The organism is Leeuwenhoekiella palythoae, from assembly GCF_900130045.1.
GTDB classification, from domain to species: domain Bacteria; phylum Bacteroidota; class Bacteroidia; order Flavobacteriales; family Flavobacteriaceae; genus Leeuwenhoekiella; species Leeuwenhoekiella palythoae.
The window spans coordinates 163,124-185,194 of record NZ_FQXT01000004.1 but is presented as its reverse complement, the minus strand read 5'-3'; the positions used below and the strand labels follow the sequence as shown (position 1 = coordinate 185,194).

Genomic DNA, 22,071 nt, shown 5'->3' with positions numbered 1-22,071 from the left:
ATCAAATGTTAATGAATTAAATCGTCTGCAAATATGAAAAACAAGAAGAGGTAGACCCAGAGAATATCTACAAAATGCCAGAAGGTCGCCCCTAAAGACAAACCAAGCATCTGATCTTTAGTATACTTCCCGCGCAATTGCTGCACGATCACGACCAACAACACTATTAATCCGGCTGCAACGTGCACAATATGACTAATTACAAAAGCATAAATAAAAGAAGTGGTTACGGTGCTTTCACTTCCGGTAAAGAAATAACCATTAGCAATAATCTGATCAAAACCTATGAACTGGTAAGCAACAAAGGCAATCCCCAAGCCTAGTGTGAGGAGCAGCATTATAGTCGCTAAGCTTTTCTTACTCGTTTTAACTGCTTGCTTGGCAACAAGCATAGTCAAACTACTAAGTATAATTATAAATGTACTGATGTAAAACGCCTGTGGCAATTCAAAATCACGCAACCAATCACGACGCTCACTACTTACAATGTAAGCACTAGTCAAGCCGGCGAACATCATGGAAAGACTAATAATTCCAAACCAAAGCATCATCTTTTTAGAACGTGCAATTTTAGTTTGTTCTGATTGTGAAGTATAATCCATTATCTCAAAAATTTATCAGCCACATAAATGATCTGAATCAAGGTGATATAACTTACACTTGACAACATCAATCGTTTTGCTGTAACATTATTTTTAAATCTGAATAAACGAATGGCGTAGTATAAAAGCACAAGACCTAAAATCCCCACCAACACCGCCGATACAGGTGTTAAATACAACCTGCCGGTGACGCCAAAAACAGGAATTAGAGAAACTAATATCGTCCAGATCGTGTATAAAACCACCTGCACGGCCGTACCGCGGTCTTGTCTTCCGGTAGGTAACATAAAGAACCCGCCTTTTTTATAATCTTCATACAAAAACCAGCCGATAGCCCAGAAATGCGGAAATTGCCAAAAAAACTGAAGCATAAATAAGGTTCCGGCTTCGATGCCAAAATCACCTGTTGCGGCAACCCAGCCCATCATAAAAGGAATAGCCCCCGGAAATGCTCCCACAAATACAGAAAGTGGTGTTTTAGTTTTTAAAGGCGTATACACGCAAACGTATAGAAATATTGAAATCCCTCCGAAAACTGCGGTAATAGGATTGATATAATACAGTGTCACCAATCCCAGAATAGTAAAAACGCAAGCGATCACAAAAGCAGTACGCACTGACATTCGGCCGGAAGGTACCGGGCGATTTTTGGTGCGATCCATTAACGCATCGAGGTCTTTTTCTAAAATCTGATTATAAGCATTAGAAGCGCCCACCATTAAATATCCGCCAACAGCAAGCATCACAATAGTAACCCAATCTAAAGTGTAAGCCCCCAACAGATAACCTGCCATACTAGAAAAAACCACGCTAATGGCAAGCCGCATCTTAGTGATTTCTTTAAAATCAATCCAGATAGATGAAGGTGATTTATGGGTTTCTACGAGGCTCAAAAGTGTGTTATTCAAGGGCTTTAAAAAGTCGTGCAAAGATACTGCACGAAGTGCTTTTACACAACCAAATCAACACTTAATATAAACGCTCAACAAAGCACCGTTTTAGATGAGAATGAAATAAAAGGTCTTAACTGAAAACCGAGTATGTTTTCATAAAAAGTACAGAACAATTACTCTTGGCAAATCACTCTAAACCAACAGCATCATAAACCTGAACGCGCTCCCAAAGATCCTCAGACTCTTCTATAAATTTGAGGTGTACAGGTTCTTGCTGATACTTATTCTGAATTTCTTTAGATGGAAAAGTTAAAATGATAGAATACGTCCAGCTATTGTCAACCACCTCTCTAGGCGTATTGGCCGGCGTACCTATAAATTGAGTTTGCGCATAATCGCTGGTACTTAAAAATTTCTTCAAAGAAGCTTCAAAAGCGCTTCGATCTTCTTGACTCTCTGGATTTTTCAACCAGAAATACACTACATGAGCAAAATTGGTATCAAATTCTTTCATAGGCGTTGTTTCGTTTTTGCAAGATGTTGCAAGAGTACTCAACATAATAAGTAATCCTAAAAGTGCTGCTTTCATTTATAATAGTTTAATAATCAAAATACCAGTTAAAAATATCTGTACGAATACCAAAATTCACCCAGAGCGTACTTTCCTCAAGGTTCACGGGATCAAATTGATCTATCGTGTGGTTTCGGTAGAGCACATTAGCGTAGCATTTAAAATTGGTTGAAGGATTTACAATATAGCCCAGCTCTACATTACCAATGAGCGTTGTTGCGGCATTTCCTTGACCGATTTCAATACCAAATTCACTCGGGATATTTTCATCATTTCCGTAGATGCTTCCTCCATAATAAACATCATCAATATCCCCTATCTCAAAACCACGTTTTCCATAAATGGCTTTAGCAGTACCGTACCAGCGGTCATTCTGGTAGCGCGCAATAGCGATGAGCTCTCTAAAATTCGCTCCCCACAAATGCGCCATCGACTGGTTGTTATGACCATAATTTAAAATGATCTCATTATTGCTATACACATAAGGCCGAACTTGATTAAACTCCAGTTGCAGTTGAAGGTTGTCTACATTAAACGCATCATAATATTTCACCCCTAACTGAACGCCCTGCTTGTTCTGAAAACTTTTAGTAGAACTAAAAACAGCTCCTGTAGAAAATTCATCTATGATCACCTGTGCGTATGCATTAAACTGATTGCTGAACTTATACTTCGCACTCAAACCTATTAAAGCATTTCCGCCGCGGGATCCCGTTGAAAATTCAATGGCCCGATAAAAAATAATAGGATTCAAATAATTAAGATCAAAACCACGATCATTATCGTTTGTCCAAATCACATTCTCAAAGAGACCTATATTTAATCGCTTGGTCGCATTAAAACTCAGGTAGTGATTGGCCATGAATTTGGTTTTAAACGAACCATTCTCAACCACATCAGAGCGCACATCTCTTAAAGACATCCACGTGTTGGTATATTTAAATTTCCAAAAACTAGTACTCATTTTAAAAAAGGGATATGGACTCGCATTATCACTTAAAAGCAACGAGCGGTAACCATCACCGATAAAATTTTTACCGTGGCCAAATTGAAAATTAAAATATTTACTAGGTGAATACGACAAATAAGCCTCTGCAACCGGATAGTCAAAATTACCGTCAGCAGCTTCGGCAGCTACGCCCCTTCCCGGGACAATAGCAGGATTACCGCCGTCTGGAGCAATAGAACGCGCATAGCGGTTAAAATAACCCGCAAACGTACCTTGACTCTCATAAAAGACCGTATAAAAATTAAGCTTTTCCCCTAGTCCGCCTTGAAAAATTAAAGCCCGCGTATTATTATAAGTGAAACTTTGATCTTCGTTATCTGCGGTTTCAAAACCGAACTGTAAATCTGCTGCTGGATCAAGAGTAAACCAGTAGTCTTCTCCCTGCAACGTCACCATATGTTCATTCCATAATTTACGACCAAACCAAGACTCCTTATCCTTATACAGGATTTCGCGCTTCTCTTTTAAGTCATAGTATTTATTGACCTCGGAATAAATAAAAGGCTTCCCGGCAGTATGCGCGTTAGTGCCTACAGCATTCATCTCTTGATCAAATCTGCTATAGGTTTGATGCGAAAAAGGTATGTACAACTCAGAGTTGTATTCTCTATTTTTAAAAGGAAAGGTTTTAATTGCATCGTATTCAGATTCCAGATCCTGCACCGGTGTTACTCCGAAAGATTTATCGTTAACCTCTAAAGAATCTGACGCAGACCGAAGCCCTTCAGGAACAGGAATAGGCATACTAAACTGCATATACGTAGGCCTACCATTATAGGTTGCCGGCTTCACTTTAGGAAGCTCATCAAAAACACGCTTAAGTTCTTCTCTTAAAGCTTCAGATACTGCAGTAATATTGATCACCTTAAATACCCCTTCTTTTGTCACCTCAAAAAGCACAACCATATCTCCCTTATAGTTGGTATCTAAAATATCCTGCGGAATCTTAAACTCCGTCTTTATTTTAGCGATAAGGGTTTGATTAAAACAGTCTTTAGAATCTGCAGCAGCAACCGTCTCACACGAACTAAAAACAGGATATTTTTCAAAATTGCCGCTTATGAGTTGCGCTATTCCTGTAGTTGAAATAAGCAATACGCAACCAAAAGCAAAAGTCTTCAATGACATGGACTCAAAAGATTTAGGAGACGAAAGATAGTATTTTTTTAAAAAGCAGCTGAGCCGGTCAAAAATTGAAAACTGCTAAAAACAAAAAAGCGTCTGCAACAAGTTGCAGACGCTTTTGATCAAGGTAGTTCTATATCATTTAATTCTGAACTTTAAACCAAATGGGTTGAGAGTAAATTACACGCACTTTGCGATCTCTTTGCTTTCCCGGTTCCATAGAAGGGAGTTTTTCCATAACACGTATAGCTTCCTTCTCTAGAGCAGGATGTGGTGCACGTGTTCGGAGATCAATAATTTCACCATACTCATCAATGGTAAACTGCACATCTACTTTGTTCATTCCCTTTAGACCAAACTTATCGCCTAAAGAAGTATCAAAATTTTTACTGATGTGTGCATTCATTTTTTCTTGCATACAGGCTTTGCGTTCTGCATTGCTCTTTAACCCCTCACAACCCGGAAAAACAGGAACAGTTTCCACAGCCATAAAAGGGACCCATACAACAGGTTCATCGTCAGGTACCGGCTCAATATCAGTAACATCTGGCGCTTCAGAAGTAGGCTCTGGAGTTTCAACTTCAAGTTCTAAAGTCTCCGGCAATTCCTCGTCTACAATAGGTGGAACATCAAGAGACACTACAACCGGTTTTGGCGCTTCAGGCTTTTTAACCTCCCGACGAATGGGCTCATTCCAATCGTCATTAAAGGAAACCACAGCAACATCATTCATTTTTGGCGGTTCTTGAGCGAGTAAGGGTGATTTCAGCTCAATAACAATAATTGCTAAAATTAAAGCCAAGATCAATCCCACTTGAAAATGGACCACATTGTTTTTACGTAAATTTACGTCGTGCTTGCTTGTAGCTCGATTATCGCTTTGCCGAGCGACTTTTGAGCTTTCTTGTGAATTTTTCATAAGAAAAGTTTTAATGATTAATATTCGATAAAACTTTAACAATAAGCTTGCCACAAAAAAATCCCGTCGCACTTTCGTGGACGGGATTTTAAATTTTCTATGTGTTCAAGAATTAATCCTGAACTTGGAACACAATTGGTAGTGAGTATAATACCCCTACTGCCTTTCCTCGCTGCATACCAGGAGTCATTTGTGGCAATAGTTTAATAACACGTGCAGCTTCCTGCTCTAAACGAGGGTGTGGCCCACGTGATCCTATATCAACGATGTTTCCTTTTTGATCGATTTTAAAACGTACATAGATACGATTGATTCCAGATAAACCTAGCTCACTGCCTAATTCAGTATTAAACTTTCGGTTTACAAACTGGCTAATCTTCTCAGACATACATTTTTTCTTTGCATCGTTGCCTTTCTCTCCTTCGCAACCAGGGTAAACCGGTACGTTCTCGATTACTGCAAACGGTACATCTTCGATAACCTCTTCTTCCTCAAAAGAAACCTCTTCAACCTCAACAATCTCTTCTTCTTGACTTGTTTCAGTAGACTCTATTACAGTTTCTTCGATTTCAACATCATCCTCAACAACTTCGATTTGCTCGGGAGCCGGTGGTGGCGGTGGAGGTGGCGGTGGTGGAGGTGGCGTGTTTAACTCTGTAATAGGCACATCTTCTTCAAGCATATCGTCCATCTGTAATTGTCCGATATCAATGGCCTCTTTCTCATACGTCTTCCACTCGATAGCCAAATAACTCAGCCCGAGTATCAGAATAAGACCTAACTGAAAGAAGAGTACACTTCTTTTACTTAGATCTGCTTTAGGATTTTTCTTAGGTTCCATGTGAATCTTTAGTTATTAAGGATTGCTAATTTAATTAAAAATAGTATCAACTCGAAATTAAAGTTTTGATTTTAGCTTAATAAATTGAGTTTTTGCGAGGAATACAAGCAGTATTCCTATTACAATCCCAATACTATTTGCTAAAACATCATTAAAATCTGCTGACCTAGAGGTTGTTAACTCACCCTGTAAAATCTCAATAATTATACCATAAATAAAAGCAAGTATGCAAGATTTTATCAAAGCAGGCAAAAAATTGTCTTTTTTTTGCTTCAAACAATAAAAAAACAAAAACCACAGGCCTACAAAAAAAGTATACGCCAAGAGATGAACGATCTTGTCGCTATCTTTTGGCGCATCACTTATGTGCGGCATGGGCATTAAACAAACAAATGCGATAAATGCCGTATAGATGTAAACCGCAATTTTTAAAAGGTTATCCACCTATAATTTCTTGGTAGGCAGATGCATCTAAAAGCGTTTCTAATTCGCTCTCATCGCTAAATTTAATTTTTATCATCCACCCTTTACCGTATGGGTCTTCGTTTACTGCTTCGGGCTCAGATTCAAGATCTGCATTGAAATCGATGATCTCACCGGTAAGCGGCAAAAATAAATCTGAAACTGTCTTTACGGCCTCAACCGTACCAAAAACCTCTTCGCGATCTAAGGTCTCCCCTTCGGTTTCTACTTCTACATAAACGATATCGCCTAATTCTCCCTGAGCAAAATCAGTAATGCCCACGGTTGCAACATCTCCTTCTATACGCACCCACTCGTGGTCTTTTGTATATTTTAAATCAGCTGGTAAACTCATAGTTAGTGTTAATTAATTTCCGAAATTATATCTTAATGTTATTCCTGAACGTATTGTGGTTTGCGGGTACGCGGTTGAAATCGCATACGTGGCAAACGCGTGATCATAATAAAAGATCGCGGTTAGGTTTTTGCTCAACGCGTAATCTGCCTTAAATGTCAAACCATAAATATCCTGACCGGCCGTTATCTGACTATTTTCAAGATCTAAATAACGCACAATGGTCTCATTTTGCCGCAACGATAGGTCTGCCCTAAAGTTTAAATCACTTTTTAAAACGGTTTGTCGTCCTGCAATTCTGGTGGCAAATCTAATATCTTTTAGTCGATATCCCAGCCCTATTATGTATTCGTTTCCGTGAATTTCGGTAAGTAAGTTATTATCAAAACTCAATGACAGGGTACGATCTTTTCTCAATTCGGCTAAAATCTTTACTGAATTATTCATCTCAAAATCCAGTCGTACCAAGGGTGAAAATAATTCGGTTAAGTTGATATTTGAATACAATGTGGGGTTCAAAAAATCTCCCGCCTGATTGGTTTGCGCATCGCTAGGATCATTATTCAAATCCCGATCATAATTTAAATTTGTACGGAATTGATTGATCGTGTAACCCGCCTGATACCCGTGATTGATAGAAAAACGCTTAAACCGTTTTTTAAACCAATCTAACTTCATCAACCCGGTGTATTTTAAATTCCAGTTGGGCAACGGAAAACTTCTAAACGCGCCTAAAGAAACATTTGAAGCATTCCCCGGAGTGTATGCCGATAAAAATGCGGGCAACAATACACGCTGACTCGTGCGACCAAAGCCTACCGGATAGCCATTTTCATCTCTTGGATACTGGTCATTCCCATAAAAGTCCTCTGCAAGACGCTCAGCGATCACAAGGCGATTGCTTCGGAAACGATTAAAATTAGCCGATGACTCCAGCGAACTCGAGTTAAACGCTGTACCAATCATTAAGGTAGAAATACTGTAATTTCCTAATGTGTTTCCGGTAAGGCTATTGTACTCTAAAGTCGTCGGGTTTACTCTATAGTTTTCATTATAGGTTTCCTGATAAATACGATTCATATTAATATCGATCGTAAGATCTTCAAGAAAACTCGTCTGTGCCTGAATGTCTAGATTTCGGTTTTCAACTTCGCTATACTGCTCATTATATTCTTGGTATAAGGTAAGCCAACCTTGTCTCGCAGCATAATCTCTAACCTCTGCCTGACTTCCGAATACAAAAGCTGTTGTAGGTCGCACCGTACCTAAAAAGCCTACTCCAGGCAAATACCCTGGAAGATAGGTCCCATTATTTTGCTCATAATTAACTTGAATACGCTTAATACCGGTTGCAATACCTATCAATGTATTGGTAGCCTTTTCGCCGGCGCTCAGCGCATTCTCTTCTTGCTGTTGCTTAGGCTGTGTTGGTGTTCCTAAGGTAGGAACAGCCCGACTACGGTCTGATCTAGAAGAAGGGCCTGCAGATTTTTTAGACAAGCCGATCGCATCGTAAAGCGTTTTCATATCTAAGGTGGTCTGCAATGCGTGGGTATTTGCATTTTGAACCGAATTCCCAAGATCAGGTATTCCCTCTAAGGTTTGAAATTGATAAGAACCACGCGTCCACTGAAAATCTGCACTATAGGAATAGGTAGATTTTACAAAATCTAAAAACGGAAGTTTATTTACCGGCAAGTCATAATTAAGTTGCATCGTCTGATTATGACGATCAGGTGTTCCTACATCAAAAAATTGCGAATAAACCCCTCCGGCGTTTTCATCTATGGAACTATCCGGATTCAAATAATTACGCACTACGCGGTTCTGATATTGATCGAGATTGATACGCAAGGATTTCGTAACCGGAAAGTTGATCGTAAAGTTGCGGTCAAACTGATAATTGCGTTGCAAATATTCTGGGATAGGAATAGAGCCTTCTGTCGCAAGAATATCTCTAAAGCGTTGCTGACTAAATTGTCTCGTAATATTAGAAGAGATATTAACGCTAGCCGGCAAATAATTAAAGTTGAAGTCTTTTAAAAGCTTCCAATATTTGTTGGCAAATAGAGAATCATTCTTCTTAAAAGGCTCCACTGTTTTTGGTTGAAACGCCATCGTATATGTCGCTCCCGCGCGCACGTTTTTATTTACTGATTGCTCAATCTCAAAATCTTTGTGTTCTTCCTGATTGTGACTGTAAGCAAATGTAAAATTCTCAATATCCCACGGCATCGGTTTTTTATCTCCTGTGCGCTCTTTACGTACACCAATAAAGTTGATGCTCTCTCGCTTGGTGCGCTCAATCGCGATCTCTTTAATGCGTTCACGTTCCGCCTCAGAAGACGCAGAAGCCAACCTATCATCTAATTCTAAGTCGGTATATAACGGATCGTATTGTGGCGTGATGGTTTCAACACCTTTGGCATAATTAAAAGGCACTTTAATGCCCCACTTTTGTGGCAATAGTTGTCCTAAATTCACATTGGTAACCACATCATACGACTTCACATCCTCACGAGCACGCTGATTTGGTCCCGCATCAATACTACCAAAACCAGTAGTAGATTGTCTTGCCGTTCCTGAAAACGTAGCAAAGTCCGCAAGATTAGCATCCATATTCACGATCCCGGCCCAGCCGCCTTCGTTTTGCAAACCAGACAAACGCAATTCATTAAACCAAGCTTCGGCGCATACTGTTGAGCGACCTTCGTCATTTCCATTTTTAAGCCCCAGCATCAACACGCGCACATCTCCAAAACTTGGATTCCCTTGAATACCTACACGAACTTTTCCGGTTTCATAAGGCGTTCCGGCAGGGTCAGCGATAGGATTTCCTTCCTCATCAAAATAGGTGATCTCATCTAAGAGTGTATTATAATTACCATTAAAGAATGTCGCTTTTACCGTTTGCAGAACATCCAAAGGCACTTTGAGCTGATTAGCTTCCGGCCAAATCAAATCAGGACTTGTCGTTCCAAACGCAGTTGGGGTCAGTGGCAATTCAATCTGATAAAAATTAGAAGTTAAGTCGGTCCCCATACGAATGATCGCGACCATTTCATTTTCTTGAATAGCCACTTCATTGATCAGAGATTCTAAGTGTATAAACATTTCTAGGTTTTCATACTGACGCATGTCTAACCTGAAATTTTTATATACCGCTCTACTATCTTGCGTTTCTAGATCGCAAACCGTTAAAGACAGCGACTGCTCATTCTGTCTAATATTGTTATTGTTATTGATAAGCTCTTCCCTGTAAACACCCGGAGGCAACACATAAGGAATAGGGTTACGATTGTTGTTTTCTTCAATATTTACCGAAGTAACTTCAAAACGTGTATTCTCAGTTGATGGGTCTGATTCGTCAGGATCAAGCGTGTATAAGTAGCGACGATAATCTCCACGCACCAAGTCAAACGCGCCAAAACGCAGCACCGTAGGGTCTTCCCAGCCGCTCATATACATACGCATAAAGCGAATAGATCTAAAATCGTTAATACCGCCTTTGCTACCCGTAGGCTCACTGATAGGTATTTTAAATTGATACCAGGTCACCGGCATCGTATTTCCATTTTGAAGCGTCACTTCAATATCCCGCTGATCAACTATAAATTCGTTTGAAATATCAAGACTTTGCGGGGTGATTTCCATTTGATATTCATAATAACTGTCAACAGTATTCATAGAAAAATCTCTATTGAAATCCTCTACATCAGGAACCGTTGTTGAACCTCTATCGGTTTGAGAAACATCAACCGGAGAGTTTCCTTCCAGGCCGTTATAATTCTTATATCGGTTTAAAACCGAACCATTTGCCGCAACAAAATATTGATAGTTATCTGCCGAAGGATCTTCAAAGCCGGCAAACTCCGGAAAATTTACCGCTTCTTGATCATCGCTCAGACCGTCATATCCTACATCTTGATTGGTACGCTGCTCACCTTCTGTATCAAAAGCATAGATCAGCGCTTGATTGGTAGGTACTTTACCCCAAGAAGTCGCAACTGTATTGCTCGCAGAGCCGTCTTGTGGCAACCCATTTTCATATTGTTTTCGGCCATCCTTCAGTACGTCTTCAGAAATATTTCCTAAATCTATTGTCAAACGTCCACCGGTATTGGTTGCATTTTCAGCATAAATGAATGGATCCATTACCCAAAACTCAATAAACTCCACGTTTTGCTGCTCAAAATCTGTTGAAGCAAATTGACGCATAATGCCTCCAAAATTCTCCACCGGATTTTCTAAAATACCGTCCTGAGCATCCAGACTGTAATTATACGGTCCGCGTTCTCCCGGGTAAAACGCGAGATCTAGCGTAAATAATGCTTGGGTGGTTCCTGCAATAATATCCTGTTCCGGAAAAATCTCATCTCTAAAAACGCGACGCGTCGCATAAGTTGAAACATCGGCGTCTGTTATTCCATCCGGGCGCTGACTGGTGTAAAATATAGGATCTATTGTGTACCACGCCAACTTTGCGCGTTTATAGCCCGTTCTCAAGTCTCCGTTAGAAAGTTCGCCTCCAAAATCTATAGGTGCAGACGATAAAAACCATTGTAACGGCGAACTGATGTCTAGCGAGGTTTGTGTTCCTTCAAAATCATCGATATACGAAGCCGCTTCCCCACCAAATTCAGTTGCTTTGGGTTGCCCCGGAATCAAATAAGCAACCTCACCTCTAACCGAAATATTAGAAGGCACATCGGTATCAATATTAGGAAGTTTGTTTACAAGTCGGGTTAAAAAGGGAACTTCAGTAGAATAATTCGCATTAAAACCAAAGATTGTATTGTTGATGGGCTCAAAGCTGTACGTTGCTTTTTGTGTTAAGGGACGCTCATTAAGATTGAGTAAAGTACCCCCAATCATAAAATTCTCATTAAACTGATGCTCGACATTTAACCCTGTAAAACGCTTAGTCTGCTGACCAAATAAAGCATTGTTTTCGGTAGAAACCTGAATAGGAACACCAGATCCCTTAAGCGCCTGATCTAAAATGATCACGCGGCCTCTTGCATAATCTACCGAATAATCTAAACCTTCCTGAAGTACGCGACCTCCGGCAGTTACTGTAACCGAACCTTGTGGAATATTAAACGCACCTATAGGAATCCCCTCTTCTTGTGTGGATTTAAAAGTTCCTTGCAGTTGAAACAGGTTTTTATCAGCATTGTCCTGCGCAATGGTTTTGGTAGACTCGTATAATGAAGTGTATACGTACTTGCGCTGATTGGCATTATACGTATCTGAATTCTCATAATTCTCACCTGCTGTCGCACGCAGTTTATCAAACAGATATTCCCCAAAAGGCTCAACCGAAGTAAAAATGATACTTCCGTTTTGCACGTTGACCGTGATTCCTTCTTGAAAATCAAAGAAACCATCCCCTCCCACTTGCGGGTCACCGTATTGTGTGAGTCGGTCAAGGTTAAAAACATTAAGTAAGGGCGTGTTAGCAACATCATCAGGTAGCGCCGGGCCACCTTCGGCAGCAGTTATGTAGTTGATAGGAGACGGAGCGTTGTAAACGATATTCATCCTAAACCCATCTGCCTCTAACTGCCCTACCCCGAGTCCATAGATGTTTTTCATCATCAGATCCCAAATGGGCTCTTCAACATCTGTGATATTACTCTTAAGCAATTTTACCACTAACGCCTGAGAAGTCCCTCCCTGACCGGGTGTTATAAAACTGTCTAAAATCCCGTCGTTATTGATATCGCTACCGTTAGTCTGATCAGCATCAGCAGCATCAGCAATCTGGTCACCATCAGTATCCTGACCGTTATTGTTAACGCCATCGCCGTCAGGATCTACATCTACAATATCAGGCACTCCATCACCATCTGCATCTGCATAAGCGCCACTGGTAGCGTCAACGCCATCATTAGCAAACTCCCCTACCTGATACACTTCTCCATTTACCGTATATTGAAAGGCTACCGCCAGGACCTCGTCGTTATTGAGTCGTTGATTTAAGGAGATATATCCTAATTGAGTATTGAGCGTATATTCTGCAGCGGTGAGTTGACGCGCATTTTCTAAAGAAACATAGTCAGATCCGTCAGCAACTTGCACTCCGCCAAATCCTTGTTGCACTGTAGCCACATCACGAATGGCAGAAGTAAGCACAGACTGGCCGGTACCGTCAATACCAAACGGATTAAAATCATTACTACTGTTGCGCGGATAGGCTCCTGCCGGAAGATTAACAAAGCCTCCCGGAATAGTAGGCAAACCTATTTTAGCAGGGTCTGACTCCCCTATATCCTGAATTGCAACAATGTTTCGAGTGTTTTCAAATCGCTGCGTACGGTTTGTAACCCAAACCTCAATACGCGTGATTTGCACATTAGAATTGATAAAAGGATAATTTGCTAATGCCCTATCGTAATTATCTCTAAAATACTGCGCCAAGAAATAATGCCGGTTCTCATCATATTCTAACGCATAAATATCAAAATCCTGAATTGTTCCATCGCCTTGAGCAACTACTTGATTGGTTTGGGATTGCTGCTCAGAGAACACACCGGTAATGGTTGTTTTTCCAAACTGAAGCTGTGTTTTTACCCCAAACAGACTTTGCGAACCTTGAATAAGCGCACTATTGAGCGGCATACTCACATTACCTACTTCAATCTTCTGAACTATGTCATCCTCATTAGGCGTGTATTCTAATTTGATCTGATTTTGAAAATTGAAGGTCGACTCAGTATCATAAACCGCATTCACTTGCAGTCGTGATCCTACTTTTCCCAGCAAGCTCAAACTGATACGCTGATCAAAATCAAAACTGAAATTGCTTCGGTTACGTGGAGAAAAACTAGGGTTATCTTGTTTTGTAAACAATCCACCAATGTCCATTTCCACCGAACCTTGCGGAGTGAATTCTATGGTATTTCCACCGAAAATAGATTCAAAAAAGTCAGATTCTACATAGTAAATAGGCAGTAAGCCGTTTTGACTTTCTTTTCCTTCTTCGGTACGGCCATCAACCGCTGCTATTTTCTGCTGAAAATAGGTTTTCATGCGCTCTTTTTTCACCAGCTCTTTAAATTCATCTGGTGTAAGAATACGCGGATAATTGATGTTGTATTGCCCTAAAGTCTCGGTATAAATATACTTGTCTGTAAGTGGATCGTAGGTATATTTGGCAACAATAGAGTTAGGGTTTTTAAGGCTCAGTTTGCCTAAACTCACTCCTGTTTGGGTAGAATCTTGCTCTTCTTCCTGTGCAAATACGGGCATAGAACACAAAAGTGTCCCAGAGATAAATAGCATTTGTAAGGAAAACCAGCGTAGTTTTGTACCCAATGTCTATTACAGTTTTTTTAGTGCTAATTTAATGATCGTCTCTACCGAAGCTTGCGGCTCATCGCGCACGATCGCCGTACAAACTTTCTCAGCCTGCTTACGCGCAAAACCTAAGGTCTCTAAAGCTGATAACGCTTCTTCTTTATTGGTATTGTCTGCTATAGGAGAAACTTCATTAATATCATAAACTTTAAGAATTTTATCTTTTAGATCTAAAATGACGCGTTGTGCGGTTTTAGCCCCAATACCTTTTACCCCCTGAATGGTTTTAACATCGCCGGTCGCGATCGCCTGTTTCACTTGACTAGGTTCAAGAGAAGAAAGCATCGTGCGCGCAATGCTCGTGCCCACTCCACTCACAGAAATCAACAATTTAAAGATCTCACGTTCAGATTTATGAGCAAAACCATAAAGTGTATGTGCATCTTCTTTGATGTGTAAATAGGTATAAAGCATAATGCTCTCCCCGTCTGGCAACAACGAAAATGTATGTAGCGAAATATTTACAAAGTAGCCAATACCGTTACATTCTATAACGACATCAGTATGGTTTTTTTCGACCAACTTGCCTCTTAAAAAAGTAATCATCTGCTAATAAAAGGTTAAGGCTTCAAATGTATTAAAATTAATCAACACACCTAAAGCCTGTTCTATCTTGGTTTTATGCTTTATTTGCTTCTCCTAATAATTCTTCCTGAAGCTTTTTTCCTTTCTGCTGCGCGTCAATTACGGCAACAGCAGACATATTGACGATCTCATCTACACTGGCTCCCAGTTGCAATACGTGAACCGGTTTGTTCATCCCCATCATAATAGGCCCAATATTATCAGCATTGTTCAATTCTTTAACCATTTTGTACATAATGTTGGCTGAATCGATATTGGAGAAAACAAAAGTGTTCACCTTTTTCCCTGCTAGTTTTGAGAATGGAAATTTACTCTTCAACATTTCTGCATTAAGAGCGAAATCTGCTTGCACCTCACCATCAACTGCGAGATCAGGGTAATATTTATGTAAGTAGGAAACCGCTTCGCGCACCTTATCTGCCTGCGGATTTTTTGAAGATCCAAAGTTAGAATACGAGATCATAGCAATTACCGGCTCCATCCCAAAGAGACGCACCGTACGCGCTGTCATCAATGCGATTTTTGCCAATTCTTTCGCGGTGGGTTCAATATTGATGGAAGTATCTGCTAAGAATAAAGGCCCACGACTGGTGTTCATCAAGTTGGCCGCAGCTACTTTCTGAACATTAGGCGCCGAACCAATTACTTCAAGAACCGGCTTTACCGCCGAAGGATAACTACTGCTGTATCCTGTGATCATCGCATCAACATCCCCTTGCTTCACCATCATAGATGCATAATAATTACGCTGCCTCAATAAACGCTGCGCATCATAGAGTGTAACCCCTTTGCGCTTGCGCTCTTGCCAGTAAATCTGAGCATACTCGTTAAGCTTCGGTTTTTCTTCAGGAGTTTTAGGATCTATGATTTGCACATCTGCATCAAAATCAAGCTCTTCCATAAGCTCAATAATGGTCTCGCGATTTCCTAACAATACCGGCACACCTATACCTTCATCGTGAATGATTTGTGCTGCTTTTAGAACATCTAGTTGATCTGCTTCAGCATATACAATACGCTTAGGCTCTGTTTTCGCACGGTTGAGTATAAGACGTACAATTTTATTATCTGAGCCCATACGCTCGTGCAGTTCGTCTTCATATTTCACCCAATCCGTAATAGGTTCACGGGCTACGCCACTATCCATCGCGGCTTTTGCAACCGCCGGCGGAACCTTTGCAATCAATCTTGGGTCAAAAGGCTTTGGTATAATATAATCACTACCAAAATTCAATCGGGTTTCGCCATAGGCTATATTCACCTGTTCAGGCACCGATTCTTTAGCGAGTTCGGCTAAGGCTTTTACCGCGGCCATTTTCATTTCTTCATTGATCTTTGTTGCCCGTACGTCAAGCGCTCCTCTAAAAATAAATGGGAAACCAAGTACATTATTCACTTGGTTAGGATGGTCAGATCTTCCTGTTGCCATTATGATATCGTCGCGGGTGTCCATAGCAAGGTTATAATCGATCTCCGGATTTGGATTTGCCATGGCAAATACGATCGCATTAGGCGCCATAGATTGAAGCATTTCTGGCGAAACAATATCTGCAATGGATAACCCGATAAACACATCTGCATCAACCATAGCTTCTGAGAGTGTATCAATTTTACGATCAGACGCAAACTCAGCTTTTTCCACCGTAAGGTTTGCACGATCGCTACGTATCACCCCTTTACTGTCAAGCATCACTATATTTTCTGCTTTTGCTCCAAATGCTTTATAAAGCCGCGTACAAGAAACCGCTGCAGCACCCGCACCACTTACCACAATGCGAATGTCTTCCATCTTTCTATTAGTAAGTTCGACCGCATTTAATAACGCTGCCGCAGAAATGATGGCGGTACCGTGCTGATCATCATGCATTACCGGAATATCAAGCTCTTCTTTTAAACGACGTTCGATTTCAAAAGCTTCAGGAGCTTTGATATCTTCTAAGTTAATTCCACCAAAGGTTGGTGCAATATTTTTTACGGTTTCAATAAAAGCATCTACATCTTTAGTATCAACTTCTATATCAAAAACGTCAATTCCTGCAAAAATTTTAAACAGAAGACCTTTCCCTTCCATCACCGGTTTTGAAGCTTCAGGACCAATATCGCCCAAACCTAAAACGGCTGTTCCGTTAGAAATCACAGCAACTAGATTTCCTTTGGCTGTATATTTATATGCGTTCTCTTTGTCTTTTTCGATCTCCAGACAAGGCTCTGCAACCCCAGGAGAATAGGCTAACGACAAATCTCTTTGTGAAGAATATTTTTTAGTAGGTACAACCGCAATTTTACCTGGCTTTGGTTTGGCATGGTATACTAAAGCCTCACGGCGCTTACTTTCTTTACTCATAATTTAAGTGTTTGCTAGTAGTACAAAAGTAAGCCTATTATTGAATCACCCTAAGAAATATCAAGGTTTCCTTGCCGCAATTTTGACAGTATCAAAATTTTAACGCTTAGCGCAATTTGATCTCATCAGACGAATAGCTCTTTTTGAGACGCAGTGCTAAAAGCGCCGCAATGATAAAAAACACACCACCAAAAAGGATCGCGTTTACCGCATTATCACCAAGAAGATTTTTAATAATAGGACCAAACGTAACCGTTTGTATCAACATAGGAATCACGATCATCATATTTACGATTCCCATATACACTCCTCGTTTTTCTTCAGGAATCACTTTAGAAACCATCGCATAAGGAATACCCATCATTGCAGCCCAACCAATACCAAAAAGGACCATTGGGATAAGAAGTGCATATTCATTTGTGATGAACGGCATACTTAATAAGGCAATTCCGGTAAAGACTAAACTCAATACATAAACATTACGAGAACCGTATTTTTTAGCAAAAGGAACTAGAGCCAGCGCCACGATCATCGTCACAAAATTGTAGGTTCCGTTCATTAAACCGGTCTGTGCTAAGGCTTGCTCTGAGACCATCTGAAAATTTTGAGCGAAAGCAGTATCCCCTGTACCTACGGTTCCGCCCGACTTACAAGCTTCCATAATTGCCTCAAAACGCTGATTATCTTCATTGGTCAAGCCATAAATACTATTGCGTAGCATAGGCGTTACAAATTGCCAGTACACAAATAGCGCATACCACTGAAAGAAATAAACGGCAGCTAGTTTTTTTAGCATCGAAGGCATATTACCAATAGCCCCGATGATCTCAGCAAAAGGTTCTTGAATACGCTGTAAAAAGGTTGAATCTCTTTTTTCCTTTTTTAAAGCAGCTAAAGCTTCATCTGACGGAGGAATTTCAGTAGTTTTCCAGACCGACCAGCTAATCGTTAACACCGAAGCTATTGCACCAAGAAAAAAGCTGTAGTACACCCAAGTAGGAATATTAGAAACGGTTTCTGTCGCTGTAGAGCACAATGCAGCACTTTGCTCTGCAGACGAGCCAAACCAATCTTGAAACAGAAAAAGCGAGAAATTAGCGATCGTGATCCCTGCACCAACAAAAAGGCTCTGCATTTGATAACCAAAGGTTAACTGGTCATCATTAAGCTTATCTCCTACAAAAGCCCTATAAGGCTCCATCGCGGTGTTATTCCCAACATCAAGAATCCATAATAAACCAACAGCAAACCACAACTCTGGACTATACGGAAAGGCAAACAGACATAAGCTTCCCAAAATAGCCCCTATGAGAAAAAACGGCTTTCTGCGACCTCCCCATTTAGGCAACCAGGTTTTGTCTGAAATCGCCCCAATGATAGGCTGAATCAACAAACCGGTAACAGGCCCCGCAAGATTAAGCAGCGGCAAATCTGCGTGATCTGCTCCTAAAAAGGAAAATATAGGATTTATAGCAGTTTGTTGCAGTCCAAAACTGAATTGAATACCAAAAAACCCAACATTCATATTCCATATTTGCCAAAAAGAAAGATTAGGCTTTTTTAGGGTATACAATACTTTATTCATAATAGCACAAATTTCAAACGTTTTCGATTAGCAATTAATAATATTACGATATAAAATACAAAAATAACTTAGTAAGCACTGTAGAAAATAAATCTCACTCAGGATCTTTGATGTCCTCTAAGAAATCAATATTCCGCTTTAAGCCGCTAAACTTTGTACGCTTGACCGGAGACTTTTTGAAAATTTCTGAAAAAACCTCTTGGGTTAGTTCTTTCCATTCCTTTTTAGAATACTGAAGCAACTCGGGTTTGGGATTAAATAAGGGTTCGTTATGGGGTTTTGAAAACCGGTTCCACGGGCATACATCCTGACATACATCACACCCAAACATCCAGTCGTCCATCTTACCTTTAGCATAATCAGGAATCTCATTTTTTAATTCGATCGTAAAATAGCTGATGCATTTACTGCCATCAACCACATAAGGATCTACAATCGCTTGTGTAGGACACGCATCAATACAAGCTGTACAAGAACCGCAATGATCAGTAACCGGAGTATCGTATTCTAACTCGAGATCAATAATCAATTCGGCAATAAAAAAGAACGAACCCACTTGTTTGGTCAATAGGTTACTGTTTTTTCCTACCCATCCCAGACCACTTTTTGCCGCCCAGGCTTTATCCATTACAGGAGCCGAATCTACAAAAGCTCTACCATCTACCTCTCCAATATGCGCTCTGATCGCTTCAAGGAATTCCTTCAGCTTATCCTTGATCACAAAGTGATAATCTGTTCCGTAAGCATACTTAGATATCTTATACGAATCTTCTCGCTGGGTTTCTTCAGGATAATAATTCAGTAGTAACGAAACCACACTCTTCGCTCCGGGAACTAGCAACGTAGGGTCTAAGCGTTTATCAAAATGGTTTTCCATATAGTGCATTTCGCCATTTCGATTTTTATTCAACCAATCTTCAAGACGTGGCGCTTCTTGCTCAAGAAAGCCAGCCTTAGAAACACCACAACTCATAAAGCCCAACTCCTTAGCTTTAGCTTTGATCCAGGCGGTATGTTTAGCTTTGGTGTTATTCACGATCTCTAGGTATAAAGGTGAGCAAAACGTCTTTGGGTTTTAATGTGATCAACGGATTTATAGCGATTGGAGATGCTTCTTCTTGAATCTTGAACTTGCACATTAACTGACTTACCGTCAAAACCATCTCATACATCGCGAAATGATTACCGATACACATACGTGGCCCAGCCCCAAATGGATAGTAATATGGAGAATATTTTAAGCTATCGTCAGCAAAACGATCCGGGTTGAATGTGTCAGGCCGCTCCCAAAAATCGGTGTGCCTATGAATTTCAAAAATGGAAAATAAAATATTGGTCCCTGCTTCAATCTCAAATTCTTCAAATTGATCATTTTCAATACTTATGCGATCAATAAAATAGGCCGGCGGATACAACCGCATGGCTTCGTTGATCACTTGATTAGTATAGGTCAACTTTTTGATTTTGTCTAAGAGATCAGATTCTTGTTGAGCTTGGAGTGCTTCGACATAAAGCTTTTCTTGTATTTTAGGATCTCGGGCTAAAAGAGCCGCCGTAAAAGTCAAGGCGTTTGAAGTAGTCTCGTGCCCCGCAATGAAAAGTATTAAAATCTCATCTATAAGTTGCTCCCGACTCATAGGCGTGTCATCCTCATATCGTGCATCGAGCAGCATATCAAGTAAATCATCGTGACGGGTTTCGCTCGCAATACGCGCATCGATAAGTTTACTTAAGATTTGCCGTGCTTCTAGGGATTCATTTAGTGCTTTTTTTAAGGCTCCTGAAAGTTGAAACCACCAGTTTAAATACGGCTGTCGCAATTCTTTGACCATCATACGCTGATTGCGTTCTGTAATATTTTGCAATCTGTTAATGTCTTGCTGATCAATCACATTGCTAAATAACGCCTGTACAACCGTGTTAAACGCCAGATCATTAAATATCGGAAAAATATCAAAGGTTTTATCCGACTCTATTTTACTAAGTTCCTTCTGAATAACTTCATCTATTTTATGAAGTAAACCGTGTATCGTTTTTTTATGAAATGCCGGCTGAATGAGTTTGCGCTGTTTTGCCCAATGCTCTCCATTTGCAGTTAATAATCCACGACCCACATATTTTGCAAGATCTTTCGTTTGAATAGGAGACTTCTGATAGTTTTTTTGATTTTTCTGAAGCGCGTGCTGAGCAAAACGGGCATCCCTTGAAAAAAGAACGCTTCTGGAAAAACCGATCTTCAACCGAAACGTATCGCCTTTGGCCTCAAAATTCCGTTTATGAAAAGGTAACGGGTTTTTCAAAATGGACAAAGCCGATCTTAAAAACTGAATCATGGAAACTTTAGGAAAAGGCTTAGCCATAACTTCCGATATTAAAACAACCCGCCCTGAATAGGACCTTTTACCCTATTCAAATGCGTATAGGCCGCTTCAGTAACTTCTCTACCACGTGGTGTTCTTACAATAAAACCTTGCTGAATTAAAAAAGGTTCATACACCTCTTCAATAGTTTCTGCACTTTCAGAAACTGCGGTTGCAAGGGTAGTGATCCCAACCGGTCCTCCTTTAAATTTATCAATGATGGTAGCCAGGATTTTATTATCCATTTCATCCAAACCGTGCGCATCTACGTTAAGTGCCTTTAAGCCAAAACGAGCGATCTCGATGTCAATAGTTCCGTTACCTTTTATTTGAGCAAAATCCCGCACCCTTCTCAGTAATGCATTCGCTATACGTGGCGTACCTCTACTTCTACCTGCAATCTCAATTGCAGCTTCCATATCAATGGGTACTCTTAAAATTTCGGCACTACGCTGAACGATGGTAGTCAGTAATTCGGTGTTATAATATTGTAGTCTTGAAGAGATCCCAAAACGGGCTCGCATAGGAGCTGTCAACAACCCGGAACGTGTGGTTGCGCCAATGAGCGTAAATGGATTTAAAGTGATTTGGACCGTACGCGCATTGGGTCCGCTTTCGATCATAATATCGATCTTGAAGTCTTCCATTGCGGAATATAAATACTCTTCAACAATCGGACTTAAGCGGTGTATTTCATCTATAAATAAAACATCGCGTTCTTCAAGGTTGGTCAATAATCCGGCTAAATCGCCCGGCTTATCTAAAACCGGCCCCGAAGTAACTTTAATATTCACCCCCAATTCGTTGGCTAGAATGTTAGCCAAAGTGGTTTTTCCTAAACCCGGAGGCCCGTGAAATAAAGTATGATCTAGGGCTTCTCCTCTACCATTAGCTGCCTGCACAAAGACTTCAAGGTTTTCAATAACCTGTTCTTGACCCGTAAAGTCATCAAAACTAAGCGGTCTCAACGCACGCTCTATATCGTATTCTTCGTGAGAAAACCCTTCTCCGGTGGGATCTAAATGCTCATTCATAAGGTAAAGATACTAAATAGGAGT

The 22,071-nt window shown here is 40.4% G+C and carries 15 protein-coding genes; all 15 read right to left on the bottom strand.

Annotated features, from left to right (window positions below):
- Nucleotides 1-8: 8 nt before the first annotated feature.
- Nucleotides 9-602: a cytochrome c oxidase subunit 3 gene (locus BUA96_RS11175; protein ID WP_072983131.1), complete on the bottom strand. Its 594-nt coding sequence runs from the start codon at nucleotides 600-602 to the stop codon at nucleotides 9-11.
- The gene (gene cyoE, locus BUA96_RS11170; RefSeq protein ID WP_072983838.1) at nucleotides 602-1,495 is read right to left on the bottom strand and encodes a heme o synthase; all 894 of its coding nucleotides are present in this window, start codon (nucleotides 1,493-1,495) and stop codon (nucleotides 602-604) included. Before cyoE ends, BUA96_RS11175 begins: the two co-directional genes overlap by 1 nt.
- A gap of 187 nt (nucleotides 1,496-1,682) precedes the next feature.
- Nucleotides 1,683-2,084 carry a Dabb family protein gene (locus BUA96_RS11165; RefSeq protein WP_072983129.1) on the bottom strand — a complete coding sequence of 134 codons (402 nt, stop codon included), beginning with the start codon at nucleotides 2,082-2,084 and terminating at the stop codon, nucleotides 1,683-1,685.
- A gap of 10 nt (nucleotides 2,085-2,094) precedes the next feature.
- Nucleotides 2,095-4,203 carry a gliding motility protein RemB gene (locus BUA96_RS11160; RefSeq protein ID WP_072983128.1) on the bottom strand — a complete coding sequence of 703 codons (2,109 nt, stop codon included), beginning with the start codon at nucleotides 4,201-4,203 and terminating at the stop codon, nucleotides 2,095-2,097.
- Nucleotides 4,204-4,342: 139 nt separating this feature from the next.
- Nucleotides 4,343-5,119: an energy transducer TonB gene (locus BUA96_RS11155; protein WP_072983126.1), complete on the bottom strand. Its 777-nt coding sequence runs from the start codon at nucleotides 5,117-5,119 to the stop codon at nucleotides 4,343-4,345.
- 112 nt (nucleotides 5,120-5,231) lie between these two features.
- Nucleotides 5,232-5,960, bottom strand: coding sequence for an energy transducer TonB (locus BUA96_RS11150; protein WP_072983124.1), 729 nt, complete (start codon nucleotides 5,958-5,960; stop codon nucleotides 5,232-5,234).
- 57 nt (nucleotides 5,961-6,017) lie between these two features.
- Nucleotides 6,018-6,404: a VanZ family protein gene (locus tag BUA96_RS11145; RefSeq protein WP_084673137.1), complete on the bottom strand. Its 387-nt coding sequence runs from the start codon at nucleotides 6,402-6,404 to the stop codon at nucleotides 6,018-6,020.
- Entirely contained in the window at nucleotides 6,397-6,777 is a 381-nt protein-coding gene (gcvH, locus tag BUA96_RS11140; RefSeq protein ID WP_072983122.1) for a glycine cleavage system protein GcvH, read from the bottom strand. The genes BUA96_RS11145 and gcvH overlap by 8 nt, the downstream gene beginning before the upstream one ends.
- A gap of 12 nt (nucleotides 6,778-6,789) precedes the next feature.
- Complete coding sequence (gene sov / locus BUA96_RS11135) at nucleotides 6,790-14,031, bottom strand: T9SS outer membrane translocon Sov/SprA (RefSeq protein ID WP_233430639.1); 7,242 nt, start codon at nucleotides 14,029-14,031, stop codon at nucleotides 6,790-6,792.
- 72 nt (nucleotides 14,032-14,103) lie between these two features.
- Nucleotides 14,104-14,685, bottom strand: a complete 582-nt coding sequence (gene ruvA / locus BUA96_RS11130) for a Holliday junction branch migration protein RuvA (RefSeq protein ID WP_072983120.1) — start codon at nucleotides 14,683-14,685, stop codon at nucleotides 14,104-14,106.
- 73 nt (nucleotides 14,686-14,758) lie between these two features.
- Entirely contained in the window at nucleotides 14,759-17,068 is a 2,310-nt protein-coding gene (locus BUA96_RS11125; RefSeq protein ID WP_072983118.1) for an NADP-dependent malic enzyme, read from the bottom strand.
- 106 nt (nucleotides 17,069-17,174) lie between these two features.
- Nucleotides 17,175-18,653, bottom strand: a complete 1,479-nt coding sequence (locus tag BUA96_RS11120) for an MFS transporter (protein ID WP_072983117.1) — start codon at nucleotides 18,651-18,653, stop codon at nucleotides 17,175-17,177.
- A gap of 94 nt (nucleotides 18,654-18,747) precedes the next feature.
- Nucleotides 18,748-19,689: a tRNA epoxyqueuosine(34) reductase QueG gene (gene queG / locus BUA96_RS11115; protein WP_394365244.1), complete on the bottom strand. Its 942-nt coding sequence runs from the start codon at nucleotides 19,687-19,689 to the stop codon at nucleotides 18,748-18,750.
- Complete coding sequence (locus BUA96_RS11110) at nucleotides 19,682-21,013, bottom strand: cytochrome P450 (RefSeq protein WP_072983113.1); 1,332 nt, start codon at nucleotides 21,011-21,013, stop codon at nucleotides 19,682-19,684. The genes queG and BUA96_RS11110 overlap by 8 nt, the downstream gene beginning before the upstream one ends.
- Nucleotides 21,014-21,024: 11 nt before the next feature.
- On the bottom strand, nucleotides 21,025-22,047 hold the full coding sequence (gene ruvB / locus BUA96_RS11105) for a Holliday junction branch migration DNA helicase RuvB (RefSeq protein ID WP_072983112.1): 1,023 nt from the start codon (nucleotides 22,045-22,047) through the stop codon (nucleotides 21,025-21,027).
- Nucleotides 22,048-22,071 lie beyond the last annotated feature (24 nt).